The sequence below is a fragment of the Pantoea sp. JGM49 genome (assembly GCF_018257655.1).
Taxonomy (GTDB): Bacteria; Pseudomonadota; Gammaproteobacteria; order Enterobacterales; family Enterobacteriaceae; genus Pantoea; species Pantoea communis.
On the sequence record NZ_JAERJM010000002.1, the window covers coordinates 59,191 to 76,111 of the forward strand.

The 16,921-nt window shown below is 54.4% G+C and carries 13 protein-coding genes; 8 read left to right on the forward strand and 5 right to left on the reverse strand.

Features of this window, described 5'->3' with window-relative positions:
• Positions 1-331 precede the first annotated feature (331 nt).
• The 3 genes from JK231_RS03430 to JK231_RS03440 all read left to right on the forward strand — a co-directional run bounded on the left by JK231_RS03430 (position 332) and on the right by JK231_RS03440 (position 4,419).
• On the forward strand, positions 332-1,639 hold the full coding sequence (locus tag JK231_RS03430; RefSeq protein ID WP_058961536.1) for an oligosaccharide flippase family protein: 1,308 nt from the start codon (positions 332-334) through the stop codon (positions 1,637-1,639).
• Positions 1,636-2,631: a glycosyltransferase family A protein gene (locus JK231_RS03435; protein WP_097117542.1), complete on the forward strand. Its 996-nt coding sequence runs from the start codon at positions 1,636-1,638 to the stop codon at positions 2,629-2,631. The genes JK231_RS03430 and JK231_RS03435 overlap by 4 nt, the downstream gene beginning before the upstream one ends.
• A gap of 498 nt (positions 2,632-3,129) precedes the next feature.
• The gene (locus JK231_RS03440) at positions 3,130-4,419 is read left to right on the forward strand and encodes an HAAAP family serine/threonine permease (RefSeq protein ID WP_097117541.1); all 1,290 of its coding nucleotides are present in this window, start codon (positions 3,130-3,132) and stop codon (positions 4,417-4,419) included.
• A 37-nt stretch (positions 4,420-4,456) separates the two neighbouring features.
• Here JK231_RS03440 and JK231_RS03445 read toward each other — a convergent pair whose 3' ends face one another.
• The 3 genes from JK231_RS03445 to dbpA all read right to left on the reverse strand — a co-directional run bounded on the left by JK231_RS03445 (position 4,457) and on the right by dbpA (position 8,782).
• Complete coding sequence (locus tag JK231_RS03445) at positions 4,457-6,013, reverse strand: methyl-accepting chemotaxis protein (protein ID WP_097117540.1); 1,557 nt, start codon at positions 6,011-6,013, stop codon at positions 4,457-4,459.
• A 300-nt stretch (positions 6,014-6,313) separates the two neighbouring features.
• Positions 6,314-7,276, reverse strand: a complete 963-nt coding sequence (locus tag JK231_RS03450) for a chemotaxis protein (RefSeq protein WP_034825306.1) — start codon at positions 7,274-7,276, stop codon at positions 6,314-6,316.
• 126 nt (positions 7,277-7,402) lie between these two features.
• Positions 7,403-8,782 carry an ATP-dependent RNA helicase DbpA gene (gene dbpA, locus JK231_RS03455; RefSeq protein WP_211728006.1) on the reverse strand — a complete coding sequence of 460 codons (1,380 nt, stop codon included), beginning with the start codon at positions 8,780-8,782 and terminating at the stop codon, positions 7,403-7,405.
• A 388-nt stretch (positions 8,783-9,170) separates the two neighbouring features.
• Here dbpA and JK231_RS03460 point away from each other — a divergent pair, with 388 nt between their 5' ends.
• On the forward strand, positions 9,171-9,368 hold the full coding sequence (locus tag JK231_RS03460; protein ID WP_034825302.1) for a hypothetical protein: 198 nt from the start codon (positions 9,171-9,173) through the stop codon (positions 9,366-9,368).
• Between the two features lie 78 nt (positions 9,369-9,446).
• Here JK231_RS03460 and JK231_RS03465 read toward each other — a convergent pair whose 3' ends face one another.
• Positions 9,447-10,814: an amidohydrolase family protein gene (locus tag JK231_RS03465; protein ID WP_211728007.1), complete on the reverse strand. Its 1,368-nt coding sequence runs from the start codon at positions 10,812-10,814 to the stop codon at positions 9,447-9,449.
• 89 nt (positions 10,815-10,903) lie between these two features.
• Positions 10,904-11,764 carry a LysR substrate-binding domain-containing protein gene (locus JK231_RS03470; RefSeq protein WP_211728008.1) on the reverse strand — a complete coding sequence of 287 codons (861 nt, stop codon included), beginning with the start codon at positions 11,762-11,764 and terminating at the stop codon, positions 10,904-10,906.
• A gap of 87 nt (positions 11,765-11,851) precedes the next feature.
• On the opposite strand from JK231_RS03470, the gene JK231_RS03475 reads away from it, so the two are divergent.
• The 4 genes from JK231_RS03475 (at position 11,852) to lldD (ending at position 16,871) form a co-directional block, all read left to right on the forward strand.
• Entirely contained in the window at positions 11,852-13,021 is a 1,170-nt protein-coding gene (locus JK231_RS03475; RefSeq protein ID WP_211728009.1) for a cyanate transporter, read from the forward strand.
• A gap of 228 nt (positions 13,022-13,249) precedes the next feature.
• Positions 13,250-14,899: an L-lactate permease gene (lldP, locus tag JK231_RS03480; RefSeq protein ID WP_211728010.1), complete on the forward strand. Its 1,650-nt coding sequence runs from the start codon at positions 13,250-13,252 to the stop codon at positions 14,897-14,899.
• Positions 14,896-15,681 carry a transcriptional regulator LldR gene (lldR, locus tag JK231_RS03485; RefSeq protein ID WP_034830467.1) on the forward strand — a complete coding sequence of 262 codons (786 nt, stop codon included), beginning with the start codon at positions 14,896-14,898 and terminating at the stop codon, positions 15,679-15,681. The genes lldP and lldR overlap by 4 nt, the downstream gene beginning before the upstream one ends.
• On the forward strand, positions 15,681-16,871 hold the full coding sequence (gene lldD, locus JK231_RS03490) for an FMN-dependent L-lactate dehydrogenase LldD (protein WP_097117534.1): 1,191 nt from the start codon (positions 15,681-15,683) through the stop codon (positions 16,869-16,871). The genes lldR and lldD overlap by 1 nt, the downstream gene beginning before the upstream one ends.
• Positions 16,872-16,921 lie beyond the last annotated feature (50 nt).

Sequence of the window (16,921 nt, forward strand, 5' to 3'; positions counted from 1 at the left end):
TTCGAAATAAGAATTAATGTAACTGCATGATATTTAACTGAACTCGTCTGAGTGCAGTGCGGTTCCTTGCGCCAAAAATAGCCCGTAACAGGTAGTCAGTACACTGGTAGCTGTAAGCCAGGGGCGGTAGCCTGCGTATTTAGTTAAATGAATGAATAATAAAATTGCACGATTTGATTAGCGATAATCTTATTTAACCCACCGTTTTATGAGAGTTAAAAGGCCGGCGATTTCTGCCTGAGGAAACTCCTAAATAAATCAAATTTAATGTTAAGCCGGGCGAAAGGGACGTGAAGTTTGGCTTAGTCATGATTCTCACTGAGGTTGATCTGTGAAAGATAAATTAAAAAATTCGATGTGGATGATTGCTGAAAAACTCATCGCAGTGTTTGGTCTGATTTTTGTGACGTCCTATGTCGCGAAATATGTTGGACCGACCACCTTCGGAATTATCTCACTCTCGATGCTGGTGTTTCAGTTTATTCAGTCGATCGCCGTGATGGGCAGCGATGTGATTTTGCTGAAGCGTATTTCGCAAAATCGTCATTCAGGTATTCGCCTGATGATGGCGACTTTTCTGCTGGTGATGCTGATTTACTGCGGTTTAGCGCTCAGCGGCATGGTGATCATGGGAGAGGCGTGGAGCCGTGAAGCGCTGGTATTTATCTGCGCAGCGGCGATGGCCTGTCTGTTCTCGTCGATTGATCTGGTCAATATCTACAACGAGGCCATGCTCAACGCTCGACTCAATGTGATCGCCAACGTGATCGGCCTCGCCATCAGTCTGTCAGTGCGCTTCATTATTTCGTATCTGCAACTGGACCCTCAGTTTCTGGCGATCCCCATTGTGCTGGCTACGTTGCTGCCGTTCAGCATCAAGCTGGCGATTTTCTGGCGCTATCATCGCCAGGGGCCGATTCCGGCGCTGCGCCACATCAAAAAGTATTCGCGCTACATGGTGGCTTCTGGCATTTCGCTGGTGTTCTCGGTGATCGCTATCGCAATTTATACCCGCGTCAACCAACTCAGCGTTTCGTATTTCCTCGGTGTAAAGGAGGCGGGGATATTTGCTGTTGCCATGACGCTGGCAACCTCATGGGTGTTTTTACCTAATGCCTTGTTGGCCTCATTTTTTCCGGCGTTCTTTGCCGAGCGTGATGATGAGCAGTCAATTGTCAAAGCGCAAAAACTGCATCTGCTGGTCGTGGGGGTGTCCGCCATTGTGATCATGGCGATATGGCAACTCGCAGGCTGGTTTATCCGTGACTTTTACGGCGAGGCGTATCTCGATGCCATCGCGCCGACGCTGCTGCTCAGTGTGGGCGCGATGTGTGGTGTGCTCAGCAGCCTCATGGACCGTTTTATTATTAAGTACAACGGTTATCGCTTTTTAGTGAAAAAGACCTTTGCGGTATTAATTATCTGCCTGGCATCGTCCATTTTATTGGTGCCGCTTTTGGGTTTAACCGGCGCTGCCCTCAGCGTGGTATTAACCGAATTCCTCTCTTTCTCGCTGCTTAATTATTTCTTCACTGCGCAACCGGTGATGCGTATTCATCAGATTTTTATCAACCCCAGGAAACTATGGCAGTTATTTGTCAATTACAAAACCTCAGACAGTAAAGAGAGTTTATCATGAATGAAAAACCACTTTTCAGTATTATTATTCCCGTCTATAACTCACAAAAAACCATCAAGCGGACATTGCTGAGTGTGCTTAATCAGACGTTCAGCGATTATGAAATTGTGGTGGTAAATGATGGTAGCACTGATTCAACCCTAAACGTACTGGAGGAGTTTTCACGTTATTCTCAGGTCACGGTAATAAACCAAAGGAACGCCGGTGTCAGCGCGGCTCGCAACAGCGGATTGCAACAGGCCAGTGGGGAATATGTTCTTTTCCTCGATGCAGATGATTGGGTGGATGATGATTTTCTAATGATCTTCAAACTGAATCTGGATGCATGGCCAACGGAGTCGGTAGATTTGATGGTAGGAAACCTCAACGACGGCCGTGTGGGCAAGGTCTCTCAGGCTGGCTTCTTCAGCAACGAGGATATTCCTTATGTGCTCGGTGAGCTGGAGATGAGCGACAACATTGGTTATTTGCATAATAAGTGTTATCGCCGTCAGATACTGAGTGAGCTGAATCTTCGCTTTATTGAGGGGATCTCAATGAGTGAGGATCTTTTATTTAACCTCAAATTCTTCAGCTGTATTAGCAATTTTCTGGTCACTCAGGGAACGGCTTACCATTATGAAGATGTTGCCGGTTCATTATCCAAGCAAAAGGTGCATTACAGCGAGCTCAAAGTCAGAAAACAGTTTCTGACCACGCTGTATGATTCTATCGTTGAGAAATATCAGGGGAGTAATCTCGATTACCTGCTAAAGGGCATTTCAAAACGCGTGCTGGCGTTAGATATGCAAATTGTCACGGCGATGTATCATTCGTCGTTTTCACCTGCAGATATCGCGCAGGAAATTAATGAAATAAAGCGGGGGAAATACTCGAAAGGGATTTTCATTCTGCTGAATAAAAATGAAAAACTGAAGTACATGATTATGAATTTGAATACTATCACAGCGTACTATTTCCTCTATGCACTCTACAGAATGCGCGCATTCTGATTTGAAATTCTCCCGGGATTATTCTCTGTCATTGTCTGCTGCGGATATTCCTCAGAATACCGAGTGGAACATTGGCTTCGCCAGAGAGCAGTTGCCGGGGGAGTTTCACCTTTCTCTACTGCAGTGCCTGTGGCAACGGTTCGCCGTTGCCACATTTTCCCCGTCCGCATAGCCCACTTTCAACGCCTCCCACTCGCGCATCACTCTCCTGTCAGCATCCCGTTCAGCCTGCAAATCGAACCCGACAAATCCTTGCACTCCTTCATGCTCTCAGGTCAAATAGCGCCCCATGCAAACGTTTGCGTGCGCGAATCATGCATTTTTGTTGATTTAATAACCGATTCGCGCATTTATGACGGCTTTGTGATGCATGTCTTGCGTTCAGGCAACCTTAAGTCGTCAAAAACACGTAGCATGTGCCCCGTCGCACCAATGGCATGTTTAGCCGCCGTGATTTCGGCTGCATTGTTTAAAAAGCTTTAAATTCTGGAGAGACAGATGGACAACTCACAAACCGTTGCGCAGGGCACGGTTGAGGCCCGTTCAACAGGCTGGCGTAAGAGTGATACCGTGTGGATGCTGGGCCTCTACGGTACAGCGATAGGCGCAGGCGTTTTGTTCCTGCCTATCAATGCAGGTGCAGGTGGTCTAATCCCCCTGATTATTATGACCATCCTCGCGTTCCCCATGACCTACTATGCACACCGAGCTCTGACGCGCTTTGTGCTGTCGGGTAAAAACCCCGGTGAAGATATTACTGAAGTGGTGGAAGAGCATTTCGGTGTGGGCGCAGGCAAGATCATCACCTTGCTCTATTTCTTCGCTATTTTCCCGATCCTGCTGATGTACAGCGTGGCGATCACCAACACCGTCGACAGCTTTATCGTGCATCAACTCGGGATGGTCTCGCCGCCGCGCGTGGTGCTGTCATTGGTACTGATCATCGGCATGATGACGGTGGTACGCTTTGGCGAGCAGATGATCGTCAAGGCAATGAGCGTGCTGGTGTTCCCGTTTGTCGCGGTGCTGATGCTACTGGCCGCCTATCTGGTGCCACACTGGCACGGCGCTGCACTGGAAACGCTGTCGTTTAGCCAAAGCGCTGGCGATAGCAGCATCTGGATGACGCTGTGGCTGGCAATTCCGGTGATGGTGTTCTCCTTTAACCACTCGCCGATTATCTCGTCGTTCGCGGTGGCGAAGCGCAACGAGTATGGCGCAGCAGCGGAAAAGAAATGCTCACGCATTCTCGCTAGCGCACACTTGATGATGGTGGTGACGGTGATGTTCTTTGTGTTCAGCTGTGTGCTGAGCCTGTCACCGGCGGATTTGCAGGCGGCGAAAGAGCAGAACATCACCATTCTCTCCTATCTGGCAAACCACTTTAATGTGCCGATGATTGCCTGGATGGGACCGATTGTGGCGATGGTGGCGATCACCAAATCGTTCCTCGGCCACTATCTGGGTGCGCGTGAAGGCTTCAATGGAATGGTGGTGAAATCGCTGCGCAGCCGGGGAAAAAACGTGTCGCCTCAGCGTCTGAACCGCGTCACAACCGGCTTTATGCTGCTGACGACCTGGCTGGTTGCCACCTGGAACCCGAGTATTCTCGGCATGATTGAAACCCTCGGCGGGCCGATCATTGCTATGATTCTGTTCCTGATGCCGATGTACGCGATTCAGAAAGTCCCGGCGATGCGTCAGTACAGTGGCAAAATCAGCAATGTGTTTGTGGTGATTGTTGGCCTGTTAGCGATTTCGTCGATTGCGTATTCGCTGATGCATTGATGCAAAAGGGCGGCGCGACTCCTCGCGCCGCTCTGTCTTACACTGCCGCTGTCTTGAAGACGCTCATTGACTGCGCCAGACGATCGGCCTGTTCCTGCAACGCTTGTGAAGCGGCAGAGGCTTCCTGCACCAACGCGGCATTCTGCTGAGTGACCGCTTCCATCTGGGTTATGGCCAGATTGATCTCACTAATACCACTGCTCTGCTCGCTGCTGGCAATGGTAATTTCACTCATGATATCCGCCACGCTCTTCACGCTGTTCACCACTTCACCAATGGTGGTTCCCGCGTGCGTCACCAGACGGCTGCCTTCATCCACTTTCGAGACTGAGTCTTCAATCAGGACTTTGATCTCTTTCGCGGCAGAGGCGGAGCGCTGTGCCAGATTACGCACTTCGGTGGCGACCACAGCAAATCCACGGCCTTGTTCACCGGCGCGAGCAGCTTCAACCGCAGCGTTAAGCGAGAGAATGTTGGTCTGGAAGGCAATGGAGTCGATCACGCTGATGATATCGACAATCTTTTTAGAAGAGAGAGTGATCGCCTCCATCTTCTCGATGACCTGTTCCATCACCACGCCACCCTCTTTGGCAACGGTTGAGGTGGTGGCCACCAGCTGATTGGCTTCACGCGCGTTATCCGCATTGTGCTTCACGGTCGCGGTCATCTGCTCCATGGCGGAGGCGGTCTCTTCCAGCGAGCTGGCCTGCTGCTCGGTACGGGATGAGAGATCAATGTTACCGCTGGAGATTTGATTTGAGGCCACGGCAATGGTGTCAGAACCGGCGCGTACGTTGGACACGATGGTCAGCAGGTTATCGTTCATCGCCTGCAGTGCCTGCATCAGCACGGCGGTTTCATCTTTGCCGCTGACTTCAATGTGCGAGCTGAGATCGCCCGCCGCGACTTTCTCGGCGATGCCTACCGCTTCATTTAACGGGCGGACAATTGAGCGCGTCAACATAAAGCCCAGCAGCACAGAGGCAGCAATCGCGATGGCTGAGAAGATCAGCGTGATTTCAATCGCAGTCGAGCCGTCATCAATAATGCCAGTGCCTTCTTTGCGCAGCTGATCGGACTGTGAGTTGGCGAAAGCCACCGCACTATCAAGGAAGGTATTCTGGGTGCTGGTGATTTTTTTCAGCACAAACGTGCTCGCCTCATCCAGTTTTCCTGCGCGCACTAAGTCCAACACTTCATTCTTTTGCTGCTCAAACAGCTGGCTGGCGGCCAGCAGACCGGCGATTTTCTTTTTACCGATTTCGGTAATCTGAATGGCTTCGATCTTTTTCATAGCGCTGTTGGTGCGCTCGGTTGCCTCATCCAGCTGCTTAAAACGCTGTACGTTGTTTTCCGGGCGCAGCGTATCAATCACCATGCCGCGTAAGTATTTGATCTGATCGTTCACACCATCGCGCACGTCAAAACCCAGACGGACTTTGACATAGCGGTCTTCCACAATGGAGGTGATGCCGTTTTTAATGTTGTTGATTTTCATAATCGACGTCACACCGACTACCCCCAGAAGGGCCACAACAAGTGCGAAGGCTATCCCTAAACGGACGCCCACTTTCATATTCTTTAAGCTCAACATTGGTTCTCCCCGTAATGCTAAATAGTGTTGTTTTCAAGACGGAAAAGCAGGCTGAGGGCCCGCATCAGGCTGATGTTTTATAAGGTAAAGATACTTTCCGGGCGTAATTAATCTGGTATGGCAGCACCGGTTCAAGCGCTATCAGTTATCGGTTGTTAATGTTTTAACTTTAATTTTTTAGAGGTGCGTCACAAAACCGTTAACATGATTAATGAGTGGATCGGTTTTATCAGGGAAGGCAGGACGTAAAAAAGGCGCGAATAACGCGCCTTATAGGGAGGTAGGTGAGATTAGAAAGGATTAACGTTTCTTTTCCAGCACGCGATGGATCACGCTCGACAGTTCATTAATCTCAAATTTCGCCACATAGCCATCGGCGCCGACTTTACGCACGTGGTCTTCGTTGGCACTGCCGGAGAGAGAGGAGTGGATCACCACCGGAATCTGACGCAATGCATCATCACGTTTGATATTACGCGTCAGGGTAAACCCATCCATCTCTGGCATTTCCAGATCGGTTAACACCAGCGCGATTTTGTCGTGGATCGACTCGCCTGCCGCAGCGGCCTCTTTCTGCATCTCGTTAATTTTGATCCAGGCTTCCAGACCGGTGTTATGCATGATGGCCGGAATGCCCATGCTTTTCAGACCCTGTTCCAGCAACTGACGCGCCACTTTGGAGTCTTCCGCGACAATCGCCACCTGGCCAGGCTTGAGGTTGAAATCTTTCGCCGTCTCAGCACTTGGCTCAACGCCACGCACCGAAGGGATGATGTCATACAGAATCTGCTCAACGTCCAGCACCATTGCCAGATTGTTGCTCTGACCGTCGGTATCGAGGCAGGCGATACTGGTGATGTTGCGGCTGCCAATGCCGGCTTCGGCAGTGTGCACCTGGTTCCAGTCGAGACGAACGATATTCTCCACCGACTCCACCGCGAAGGCCTGGGTGCTGCGCGCATATTCGGTCACCAGCAGCAGATTGAGGCCGGTTTCCGGTTTACAACCGGTCACTGCGGGCAGGTCGATGACCGGGATAAACTGACCGCGAATACTGGCCATACCGAGCAGCGGTGACTGCATACCCGCTGCACGGGTAATGGTGGGCATCGGTACGATTTCGCGCAGTTTAAACACGTTAATGCCGTATAGCTCAGATTTGCCTTTCAGCTGATCGGAACCCAGGCGGAACAGCAGCAGTTCGAATTTATTGGAAAGCGCAAGGTTAGCGCGTTCATCGATCTCTTTCTGAAAATTATCCATCATGGCCTCAAGCGGAATCTGGGCTAGGTAAAGGGGCAATGATTAACTTATCGGCAGCGCGGAAAAAAAATGAAGGGGCGGGGCAGAAAATTTAGCGCGAGAGTGGATACCCTCGCGCATAGGGGATTACTTCAGCAGGATGGCGCGGACGCTTTTGCCTTTGATCTTGCCTTCTTTCAGCTTGATCAGCGCTTTCTTCGCCTGTGCCGCATCGATCGCCACATAAGCGTGGGTTTGCGTCAGATCGATCTTACCAATTTGATCGCCGCTGAATCCGGCTTCACCGGTAAGCGCGCCGAGGATATCACCAGGGCGGATTTTGGCTTTGCGACCACCATCAATGCACAGCGTCATTTTAGTGGCAGGCAGAGCTTGCGCCGCTTTTCCTTTCAGAGTAGCGGAGGAAACCCAGTTGAGTTTCTGGCTCAGATACTCTTCCAGCGCATTAGCGCGCACCATTTCATCGGGCGCGACGAAGCTGACCGCCAGTCCTTTTTCGCCTGCACGACCGGTGCGGCCGATGCGGTGGATGTGCACTTCAGGATCCCATGCCAGCTGGAAGTTCACCACCAACGCCAGCGATTTGATATCCAGTCCGCGTGCAGCCACGTCGGTGGCAATCAGCACGCGGATGCTGCCGTTGGCGAAACGGATCAGCACACGTTCACGATCGCGCTGCTCCAAATCGCCATGCAGTGCCAGTGCACTGATCTGACGATCGTTCAATGCCGCTGCGACGTCATCACACTCACGTTTAGTATTACAGAACACTACGCAAGAAGCGGGCTGCTGCTGGCTGAGCAGGGCACTGAGCAGATTGCCACGCTCACTGGCGCTGGCTTCGATAAATTGCTGATCAATGGCAGGCAGTTCCGCTTTGTCTTCTGTGGCCACGGCCAATGCATCGCGCTGGAAACGCTGGCTGAGGCTGGCGATGGTATCTGGCCAGGTGGCAGAGAACAGCAGCGTCTGGCGTGCATCCGGTGTGAAACCAATGATCGCTTCCATATCGTCGCGGAAGCCCATCTCCAGCATGCGATCGGCTTCATCTAACACCAGCGTTTGCAGTGCGTTGAGATCGAGGTTGTCGCGCTTCAGGTGATCAAGGATGCGGCCCGGCGTGCCGACCACAATTTGCGGTGCGTGCACCAGCGAATCGCGTTGCGCACTCATCGGTTGACCGCCACACAGCGTCAATATTTTGATGTTGCGGGTAAAACGTGCCAGCTGACGCAGCACATTACTCACCTGATCGGCCAGTTCACGCGTTGGACACAGAATCAACGCCTGAGTTTGGCTTCGGGTGTTGTCAATGCGCTGCAGCAAGCCAATACCAAAGGCGGCCGTTTTACCGCTGCCGGTTTTCGCCTGCGCACGCACATCGCGCCCTTCAAGAATGGCGGGCAATGAAGCCGCCTGAATAGGTGTCATGGCGTCGAAGCCCATCTCGCGCAGGTTGTCGAGTTGGCTGGCAGGAAGTTGCGTCAGGGTAGAAAAAGCGGTCACGGGAATGTCTCAAATAGCGGTCAGGATTGCGGCGGTCAGTCTCGCAGAAAGGGCTGCTATCGGCAATGCAAATCGCGCAATTGATAACGCATTGAAATCAATTAGCGTGACGATCGTTTGATTAAATTTTCGCCTTTAATAGGTGTAAAATTCTAATCATTTTATTCTTTGTGACCGGTTGCTTCAAAAGATGTGAAACGTCTTTCCTGAATGAAAAGGTGCAATTAGCGTTGATAAAGGGACTATATAGCGTCTTTTTGACCTGTTTTTGTCTATGTTACGCTTATGTGTGACTTAAGATGGGTAAAATTCCGATTAAAATACCCTGCCGTTTTGCTTTATATTTGGCGCGCCACTTGGCAAACAATAATATCTTCAGAGGTCCACTTTGAGTCTTTACGTCCAGGGACAAAACGAAGACATTCTGAAAATCGTCGGCCGCGCCGTGTTAACCCTGCATCTGCACGGAGAGACCTTATCTTCGGATAAAGTTAGTTCCATGATTGCCTGTTACGCGGAAGAAGAGCCAGCTAGCGACGATGAAAACCAGCGTTTGTATGCGCTGGCGATTCAGATGTTATCGTAAATCCAGCAACTCGTATGGGGCGCTTGCCGCCCCTGCATTTTTCGTTCATCAAGCCTCCGTAAGGAGGCTTTTTTGATCTCAGACGCTGAACACCGGCATACCGCTGTGGAAGGTGGCTCGTACCGGCGAGATGCGGGCGACAGCCTCAGCGGAGCAGCTCGCCTCAACCAGCATCATGCTGGCGTCATCCTGGACTTTCGGCCACTGGCGCTCGCCCTGGTTAGATAGCGGCAAGATGCCGCCGGTGGCAATGTGCAGTGCCCGGCTCAAACCAAACTCATCCGAACCGCGATAGAGTTGTGCATACAGGTTGGCTTTCTCCAGCATGCTGCCGGTGCCAAACGGTGACCAGTGATCGATCACGCTGTCGGTGCCGGTCATTACCGTGATGCCCGCGGCCTGCAATTGCGGTAACGGCATGGTGAGTTTGCCGATGGGGATGGTGGACGCCACGCTCATCTGTTGTTCAGCCATGCCTGCAATCATCTTATCGAGCGTTTTGCCTTCCAGCGTGGCCAGCGCAAAGCCATGGCTCAGCGTCACTCTGCCTTTGAGCGGCGGGTTCTTCGCGATGGTGTCCACCATATACTGAATGGCCGCCACGCCAGAAGGTGCGGTTTCGTGCAGATGGATATCGACGCCACGATCAAAATCGAGCGCAATCTGGAACATGGCATCCAGCGAGGCCTGCATCGCGCCATCCACATTGGTGGGATCCAATCCGCCAACGTACTGCACGCCCATCTGCATCGCTTCGCGCATCAGGCCATCCACTTTGGAATGCAGTAAACCGTGCTGTGGGAAGGCGACAATTTCACAGGGAAATTCGGGGTGGTTCGCCAGCGCCCGCTTCAGATGCTCCAGGCTTTTTAGGCCACTCACCGGATCGATGTTGCAGTGGCTGCGTGCTTCGGTGGTGCCTTTACTGTGCAGCAAACCGATCAAAGCTTCGGCACGCGCCTGTGAGGTGGGCAGTAACTGCGGGATTAATACCTGCTCACGGGCAATCATATCCATGATGGTTTTGCCCTGACGTGGGCGTGGCGCTTGCCAGGGGCCACTATAAAATGTTTTGTCCAGGTGGATGTGCATGTCACGGGTGCGCGGCAACAGCAGCGAACCATGGGCATCCCACTGCGGAATGTCGGCGTTGCGCGCTTTACCAGCGGCTTCGATGGCGGCAAATTTGCCGTCTTTAACAGTGATATCGTAAAGCGCAGTACGCGTCGCGATGATGTCGTTGCCCTCACGCTCAAAGCCTTCCTCGAGGCGTACGTTGAGCAATTGGTAATGATCCACGCGCGGCGGCGGCGTAGAGATTGGCGCTGCGGCGGAAGAGGGCGATGAGGCGGCGGCGTTCATACCGGCTGCCAGCAGGCTTCCGGCTGCGGTGAGGCGGACGCCCTGGCTAATGAAATCGCGACGGCTAGGTGAAGTGAGGTGCATCAGAGGCTCCAGTCAACAAGTAAAACGTTAATCTGGCAAAACCCGGGGCGCGGCGCTGCGATATTTCCCACTGCTGAGCAGTGGGAAAATCACTGCCACTTTAACTGGCAAAATTCCACTAACGCCACGGCCAGCGCCTGTTGCAAATCATCCTGTGGAGAGCGGCAAAACAGCGCCAGCTCAAAGTGGCTGATCGGCGGTAAGCCTGCGGCTTCGTCCAGCACACGATGGCCGGGCAGGCGACAACTGGCAGGCAGCAGCGTTAAACCTAATCCGGCCGCGCTGGCACTGGCGAGTGCCACCAGACTGGCGCTGCTGTAGCTGATGCGCCAGCTGCGGCCCAGCGCATCCAGCGTCTGACACATCTCCTCGCGATACAGTCCCTGCTGGGGAAATACCACCAGCGGCACTGGCGTCTGCTCAAAGCAGGGGTGTTCGGCGCTGTCCAGCCACAGCAGGGGCTCCGGTCGCGCTGCCAATGGGCGTTCACCGCCGGGTTGCTTGATCAGCATGATATCCAGCTCTTCTCGCTGCCACGCACGATGCAAGTCGACATACATGCCGCTCATCACGTCGAGGCGCAGCTGCGGATGCTCGCGGCTGAACTGCGCCAGCAGTGCTGCGGTGGGGGCAGCAAAATCCTCCGGTACGCCGAGGCGCAGGACGCCATCGCGCCACTTGTTGCTCAGCACATCGTGCGCTTCACCGTTGAGCGCAATAATGCGGCGGGCATAGCCCAGTAATTTCTCTCCCTCTTCAGTTAACACCACCTGATGCGAGGTGCGCTCCAGCAACGCTTTGCCAATCATCTCCTCCAGGCGGCGCACCTGCTGGCTGACGGTGGATTGCGATAGATGCACGCGGTCGGCGGCGCGCGTAAAGCTGGCGGTTTCGCATACCGCAACAAAACTGAGTAACTGCTGTGGCGTAAACATCGGCTGACGATTCATTTTTCCACTGATCACTATGGTGTTATTTCATTTCCAAATAGTAACCATTGCTGCGACCCTGACAATCTTTCTACTGCAGGATTGTGTATGAACCGACATTCCAACGGATTGACGCTCGCCGCTTTGGTGCTGGCCGGGCTCAATATGCGTCCGTTACTGACTTCTGTTAGCCCATTGCTGGGCGAACTCCGCCAGGCCATGAGCCTCTCTTCCATTGCCGCTTCGTTGTTACCCGCCGTACCGATGGTGATGATGGGCGCGGTGGCGCTACTCAGTGCCTCCCTGATGCAACGTGTTCCGCTGCAACGTTTGTTGATCGCCGGGCTAGTCCTGCTGCTGCTGGCGCTGGCCGCACGCGGTGTGATTCACGACGGGCAATGGCTGGTGGTCAGCGCGCTTTTTGCCGGGCTGGGGGTTGGCGTGGTGCAGATGGCGATGCCAGGGTTGATCCGCCAGCGCTTTGCCCAGCGCAGCGCCCCCGTTACCGGGTTGTGGGCGGGCGCGTTGATGGGCGGCGGAGGATTAGGGGCAGCACTCTCGCCGTGGCTCAGTGCGCATTTCGGCTGGTCACTGGCGCTCACCGGTTGGGCACTGCCCGTATTGCTGGCGATTGTGCTGTGGTGGATCGTGCGTGTGCCGGTGGCGCAAAGCGCAGAGTCGGTATCTATGCCCTCGCTATGGCGAAAACCGCGCGCCTGGTCGCTGGCGCTCAGTTTTGGCCTGGTCAATGGCGGTTATGCCACGTGCGTCGCCTGGCTTCCGGATGCTTATCACCACCTTGGCTGGTCAGCACAGGCGGGCGGCTCGTTACTGGGGGTGATGATCCTTTGCCAGGTGGCTGGCGCATTATTCATGCCCTTGCTGGCGCGCAAGGCGGATCGTCGTCCACAGCTGATCATCAGTCTGGTTTGCCAGCTGGTCGGTATGTGCGGTTTCCTGTTTGCTCCCCTGCTGGCGCCATGGTTGTGGGCGGCGATTGCCGGATTTGGTTTAGGGGCTGCGTTCCCGCTGGCGATGGTGCTGGCGCTCGATCACCTGCCACATCCGCAGGCGGGTGCACGCCTGGTGGCGTTTATGCAGGGCGCAGGTTTCATTATCGCCGGGTGTATGCCGTTTATCGCCGGTCAGTTGCAGGTGCTGACGCACAGTTTTACCAGCGTGTGGATGATGCAGGGCACCGTAACGGTGGGATTGATCGTGCTGAATCTTCGCTTTCATCCCCACAGTTATCGTCGGGCCTTTGGTCAGACAGAATGATGATTGGTCCTACCAAAACGATTTAAATGTTGCCACATCGTCACAGAACACGAAAAATAACCCCAGCCTCGTTGCTTTAGGTTAACAATGCATTAACTATCTGGAGCCAGAAAGCCCCACACTGCAATTTGGTCCTACCAATTTCAGTGAGCAGAAGGGCAAGACCTGCGGCGCAAACCTGCATTGCCGTTGCGCTGCACTCATCTGGTAACCTCTGGAGATAACGGCATGCCGGTGTGGCAACAAAACTACGATCCTCTCAACAATCTGTGGCTCTCCAGCCTGGTGGCGGTGATCCCGATTGTGTTCTTCTTCTTCGCCCTGCTGAAGCTCAAGCTGAAAGGCTATCAGGCGGGCTCCGCCACGGTGGTGATTGCACTGCTGGTGGCGCTGTTCCTGTATGGCATGCCGTTGGGCCAGGCGCTGGCTTCCGTGGTCTATGGCTTCCTGTACGGCCTGTGGCCAATCGCCTGGATCATCGTCGCGGCAGTATTTGTATATAAAATCTCGGTGAAAACCGGGCAATTCGACATCATCCGTGCTTCGATCCTCTCCATCACACCCGATCAGCGCTTGCAGATGCTGATCGTCGGATTCTCCTTCGGCGCGTTTCTCGAAGGGGCGGCGGGTTTTGGCGCACCGGTGGCAATCACCGCAGCCCTGCTGGTGGGATTGGGCTTTAATCCGCTGTACGCGGCTGGCTTATGCTTGATCGTCAACACCGCGCCAGTAGCCTTTGGTGCGATGGGGATTCCGATTATTGTCGCCGGGCAAGTCACCGGACTCGACAGCTTCCAGATTGGCCAGATGGCCGGGCGTCAATTGCCGTTCCTGACCCTCATTGTGCTGTTCTGGATCATGGCGATTATGGATGGCTGGCGCGGTATCAAGGAAACATGGCCAGCAGTGATCGTCGCGGGTGGATCGTTTGCCATTGCGCAGTTCCTCAGCTCCAACTTCCTCGGCCCGGAATTGCCGGACATCATCTCGTCACTGGCCTCTCTTATCTGCCTCACGCTGTTCCTGCGCCGCTGGAAGCCAGTACGTATTTTCCGTTTCGATGAGAAAACCGCCGTTGACCCGACGCAAACCTCTCAGCGCTATACGCTGGGCCAGATTGTGCGCGCGTGGATGCCATTCCTGTTCCTCACGGCTACCGTCACTCTGTGGAGCATACCGCCGTTCAAGGCGCTGTTTGCTAAAGGTGGCGTGATGTATGACTGGGTATTCAGCGTTCCGGTACCGCTGCTGCATGAGCTGGTGGCACGTATGCCGCCGGTGGTGAGTGCGGCAACGCCTTATGCGGCCATCTTCAAGTTTGATGTGCTGTCAGCCACCGGTACAGCGATTATCGTGGCGGCGGTGCTGTCCGTGATCTGGCTGCGTATGAAGCCCGCTGCGGCGATCCAGACCTTCGGTGAGACGCTGAAAGAACTGGCACTGCCCATCTACTCCATCGGTATGGTGCTGGCCTTCGCCTTTATCTCCAACTACTCCGGATTGTCTGCCACACTGGCCTTAGCGCTGGCGCACACCGGCAATGCCTTTACTTTCTTCTCGCCGTTCCTTGGCTGGCTTGGCGTGTTTCTGACAGGATCTGATACCTCTTCAAATGCGTTGTTCGCGGCGTTGCAGGCCACCACCGCGCAGCAGATTGGTGTGTCGGATGTGCTGCTGGTGGCCGCCAACACCACGGGTGGCGTGACGGGTAAGATGATTTCACCTCAGTCGATCGCCATCGCCTGCGCCGCCGTGGGGCTGGTGGGTAAAGAGTCGGATCTGTTCCGCTTTACCGTTAAACACAGTCTGATCTTCACCTGCATGGTGGGGGTGATCACAACGCTGCAAGCTTATGTCTTAACCTGGATGATTCCATGACAGAAAACACGCCGCGATTAGCGGAAACGCTACGGGCGCGATTGCTCGCCTGGATTGAGGAACACCAGCTGGAGCCGGGTATGCGCTTACCGGCCGAGCGCCAGCTGGCCGCTGAGTTCGGTGTGTCACGCTCATCATTGCGTGAGGCGATTCAGCAGCTGATCAGTAGCGGCGTGTTAATCAGTAAACGCGGCGGCGGTACCTGGCTGTGTGAGCCGCAGGAGCCCTGGTCGGAACAGCGTATTGTTGAGCCGATTCGCCAACTGCTGGCGGACGATCCCGATTATCGCTGGGATATTCTGGAAGCGCGCCACGCCATCGAAGCCAGCACCGCCTGGCACGCCGCCTTGCGTGCCACTGAAGCGGATAAAGAGAAGCTGCGCCTCGCTTTTGATGCTCTGCTCAAGATGCACGACTGTGACGATCCCGATATCGCGGCGCAGGCCGACCTGCGCTTCCATCTCGCCATCGCTGAGGCCTCGCACAATGTAGTGCTGCTGCAAACCATGCGTGGTTTCTTCGATTTGCTGCAGTCTTCGGTACTGCATAGCCGCCAGCGCATGTACACCCAGCCGGTGATTTTTAATCGCCTGAATGAACAGCACCAGGCGATGTTCGATGCGGTGATGGCCGGTGATGCCGAGGCGGCACGCCAGGCAGCGATGGATCACCTCGGCTTTGTGCATACCACCTTGAAATCACTCCATGAAGATGAAGCCCGGCAGGCGCGCATTACCCGCTTGCCAGGCGAATCCCTGGATAATCGTAAGGAAAAAAACTGATGATCATCTCTGCAGCCAGTGACTATCGCGCCGCGGCGCAACGCATCCTGCCCCCGTTCCTGTTCCACTATCTTGACGGCGGCGCGTATGCCGAACACACCCTGAAGCGCAATGTGTCCGATCTGTCGGACGTGGCGCTGCGTCAGCGGGTGCTGAAGAACATGTCCGATCTCAGTCTGGAAACCAAACTGTTCAACGAAACGCTGTCGATGCCGGTCGCGTTAGCGCCCGTGGGGTTGTGCGGCATGTACGCGCGACGCGGGGAAGTGCAGGCCGCGCGTGCAGCGGCACTGAAAGGTATTCCGTTCACGCTCTCCACGGTATCGCTGTGCCCGATTGAAGAGGTAGCGCCAGCCATTAATCGTCCGATGTGGTTCCAGCTGTATGTGCTGCGCGATCGTGGTTTTATGCGCAACGCACTGGAACGCGCGAAAGCGGCGGGCTGCTCGACGCTGGTCTTTACCGTGGATATGCCGACGCCGGGCGCGCGTTATCGTGATGCGCATTCGGGCATGAGCGGGCCAAATGCGGCGATGCGTCGCTACTGGCAGGCGGTGACGCATCCGCAGTGGGCGTGGGATGTCGGGGTGCATGGGCGTCCGCACGATCTCGGTAATATCTCCGCTTATCTTGGCAAGCCTACCGGACTGGAAGATTATATTGGCTGGCTGGCGAACAACTTTGACCCGTCGATCTCATGGAAAGATCTGGAGTGGATTCGTGAGTTTTGGGATGGGCCGATGGTGATCAAAGGCATTCTGGATCCGGAAGATGCGCGTGATGCGGTGCGCTTCGGCGCGGACGGCATTGTGGTCTCTAACCATGGCGGACGCCAGCTGGATGGTGTGCTGTCATCGGCGCGCGCACTGCCTGCCATTGCAGACGCCGTGAAAGGCGATATTGCGATTCTGGCCGACAGTGGTATCCGCAACGGGTTGGATGTGGTGCGCATGATCGCGCTGGGTGCAGACACTGTCCTGCTGGGTCGCGCCTTTATCTATGCACTGGCGACCCATGGTCAGCGTGGCGTTGAGAATTTGCTGAATTTGATCGAAAAAGAGATGAAAGTGGCGATGACGCTGACCGGGGCCAAAACCATTGCCGAGATCACCCAGGACTCGCTGGTGCAGGCGAATGCGCTGCTGAGCGAAGCGGGTTTACATCCGGCTCGACCACGTGCCGTGAGCTGAATTGCGGAAAGCAAAATGAGAGGGGTTGTCTATACTGACTGCTGTCTGAC

Coding starts and splice junctions, on each gene's coding strand:
- JK231_RS03435 (WP_097117542.1), top strand. CDS start 1,636: ATGAATGAAAAACCACTTTTCAGTATTATTATTCCCGTCTATAACTCA.
- JK231_RS03440 (WP_097117541.1), top strand. CDS start 3,130: ATGGACAACTCACAAACCGTTGCGCAGGGCACGGTTGAGGCCCGTTCA.
- JK231_RS03445 (WP_097117540.1), bottom strand. CDS start 6,013: ATGTTGAGCTTAAAGAATATGAAAGTGGGCGTCCGTTTAGGGATAGCC.
- JK231_RS03450 (WP_034825306.1), bottom strand. CDS start 7,276: ATGGATAATTTTCAGAAAGAGATCGATGAACGCGCTAACCTTGCGCTT.
- JK231_RS03465 (WP_211728007.1), bottom strand. CDS start 10,814: ATGCACCTCACTTCACCTAGCCGTCGCGATTTCATTAGCCAGGGCGTC.
- JK231_RS03470 (WP_211728008.1), bottom strand. CDS start 11,764: ATGAATCGTCAGCCGATGTTTACGCCACAGCAGTTACTCAGTTTTGTT.
- JK231_RS03475 (WP_211728009.1), top strand. CDS start 11,852: ATGAACCGACATTCCAACGGATTGACGCTCGCCGCTTTGGTGCTGGCC.
- lldP (WP_211728010.1), top strand. CDS start 13,250: ATGCCGGTGTGGCAACAAAACTACGATCCTCTCAACAATCTGTGGCTC.
- lldR (WP_034830467.1), top strand. CDS start 14,896: ATGACAGAAAACACGCCGCGATTAGCGGAAACGCTACGGGCGCGATTG.
- lldD (WP_097117534.1), top strand. CDS start 15,681: ATGATCATCTCTGCAGCCAGTGACTATCGCGCCGCGGCGCAACGCATC.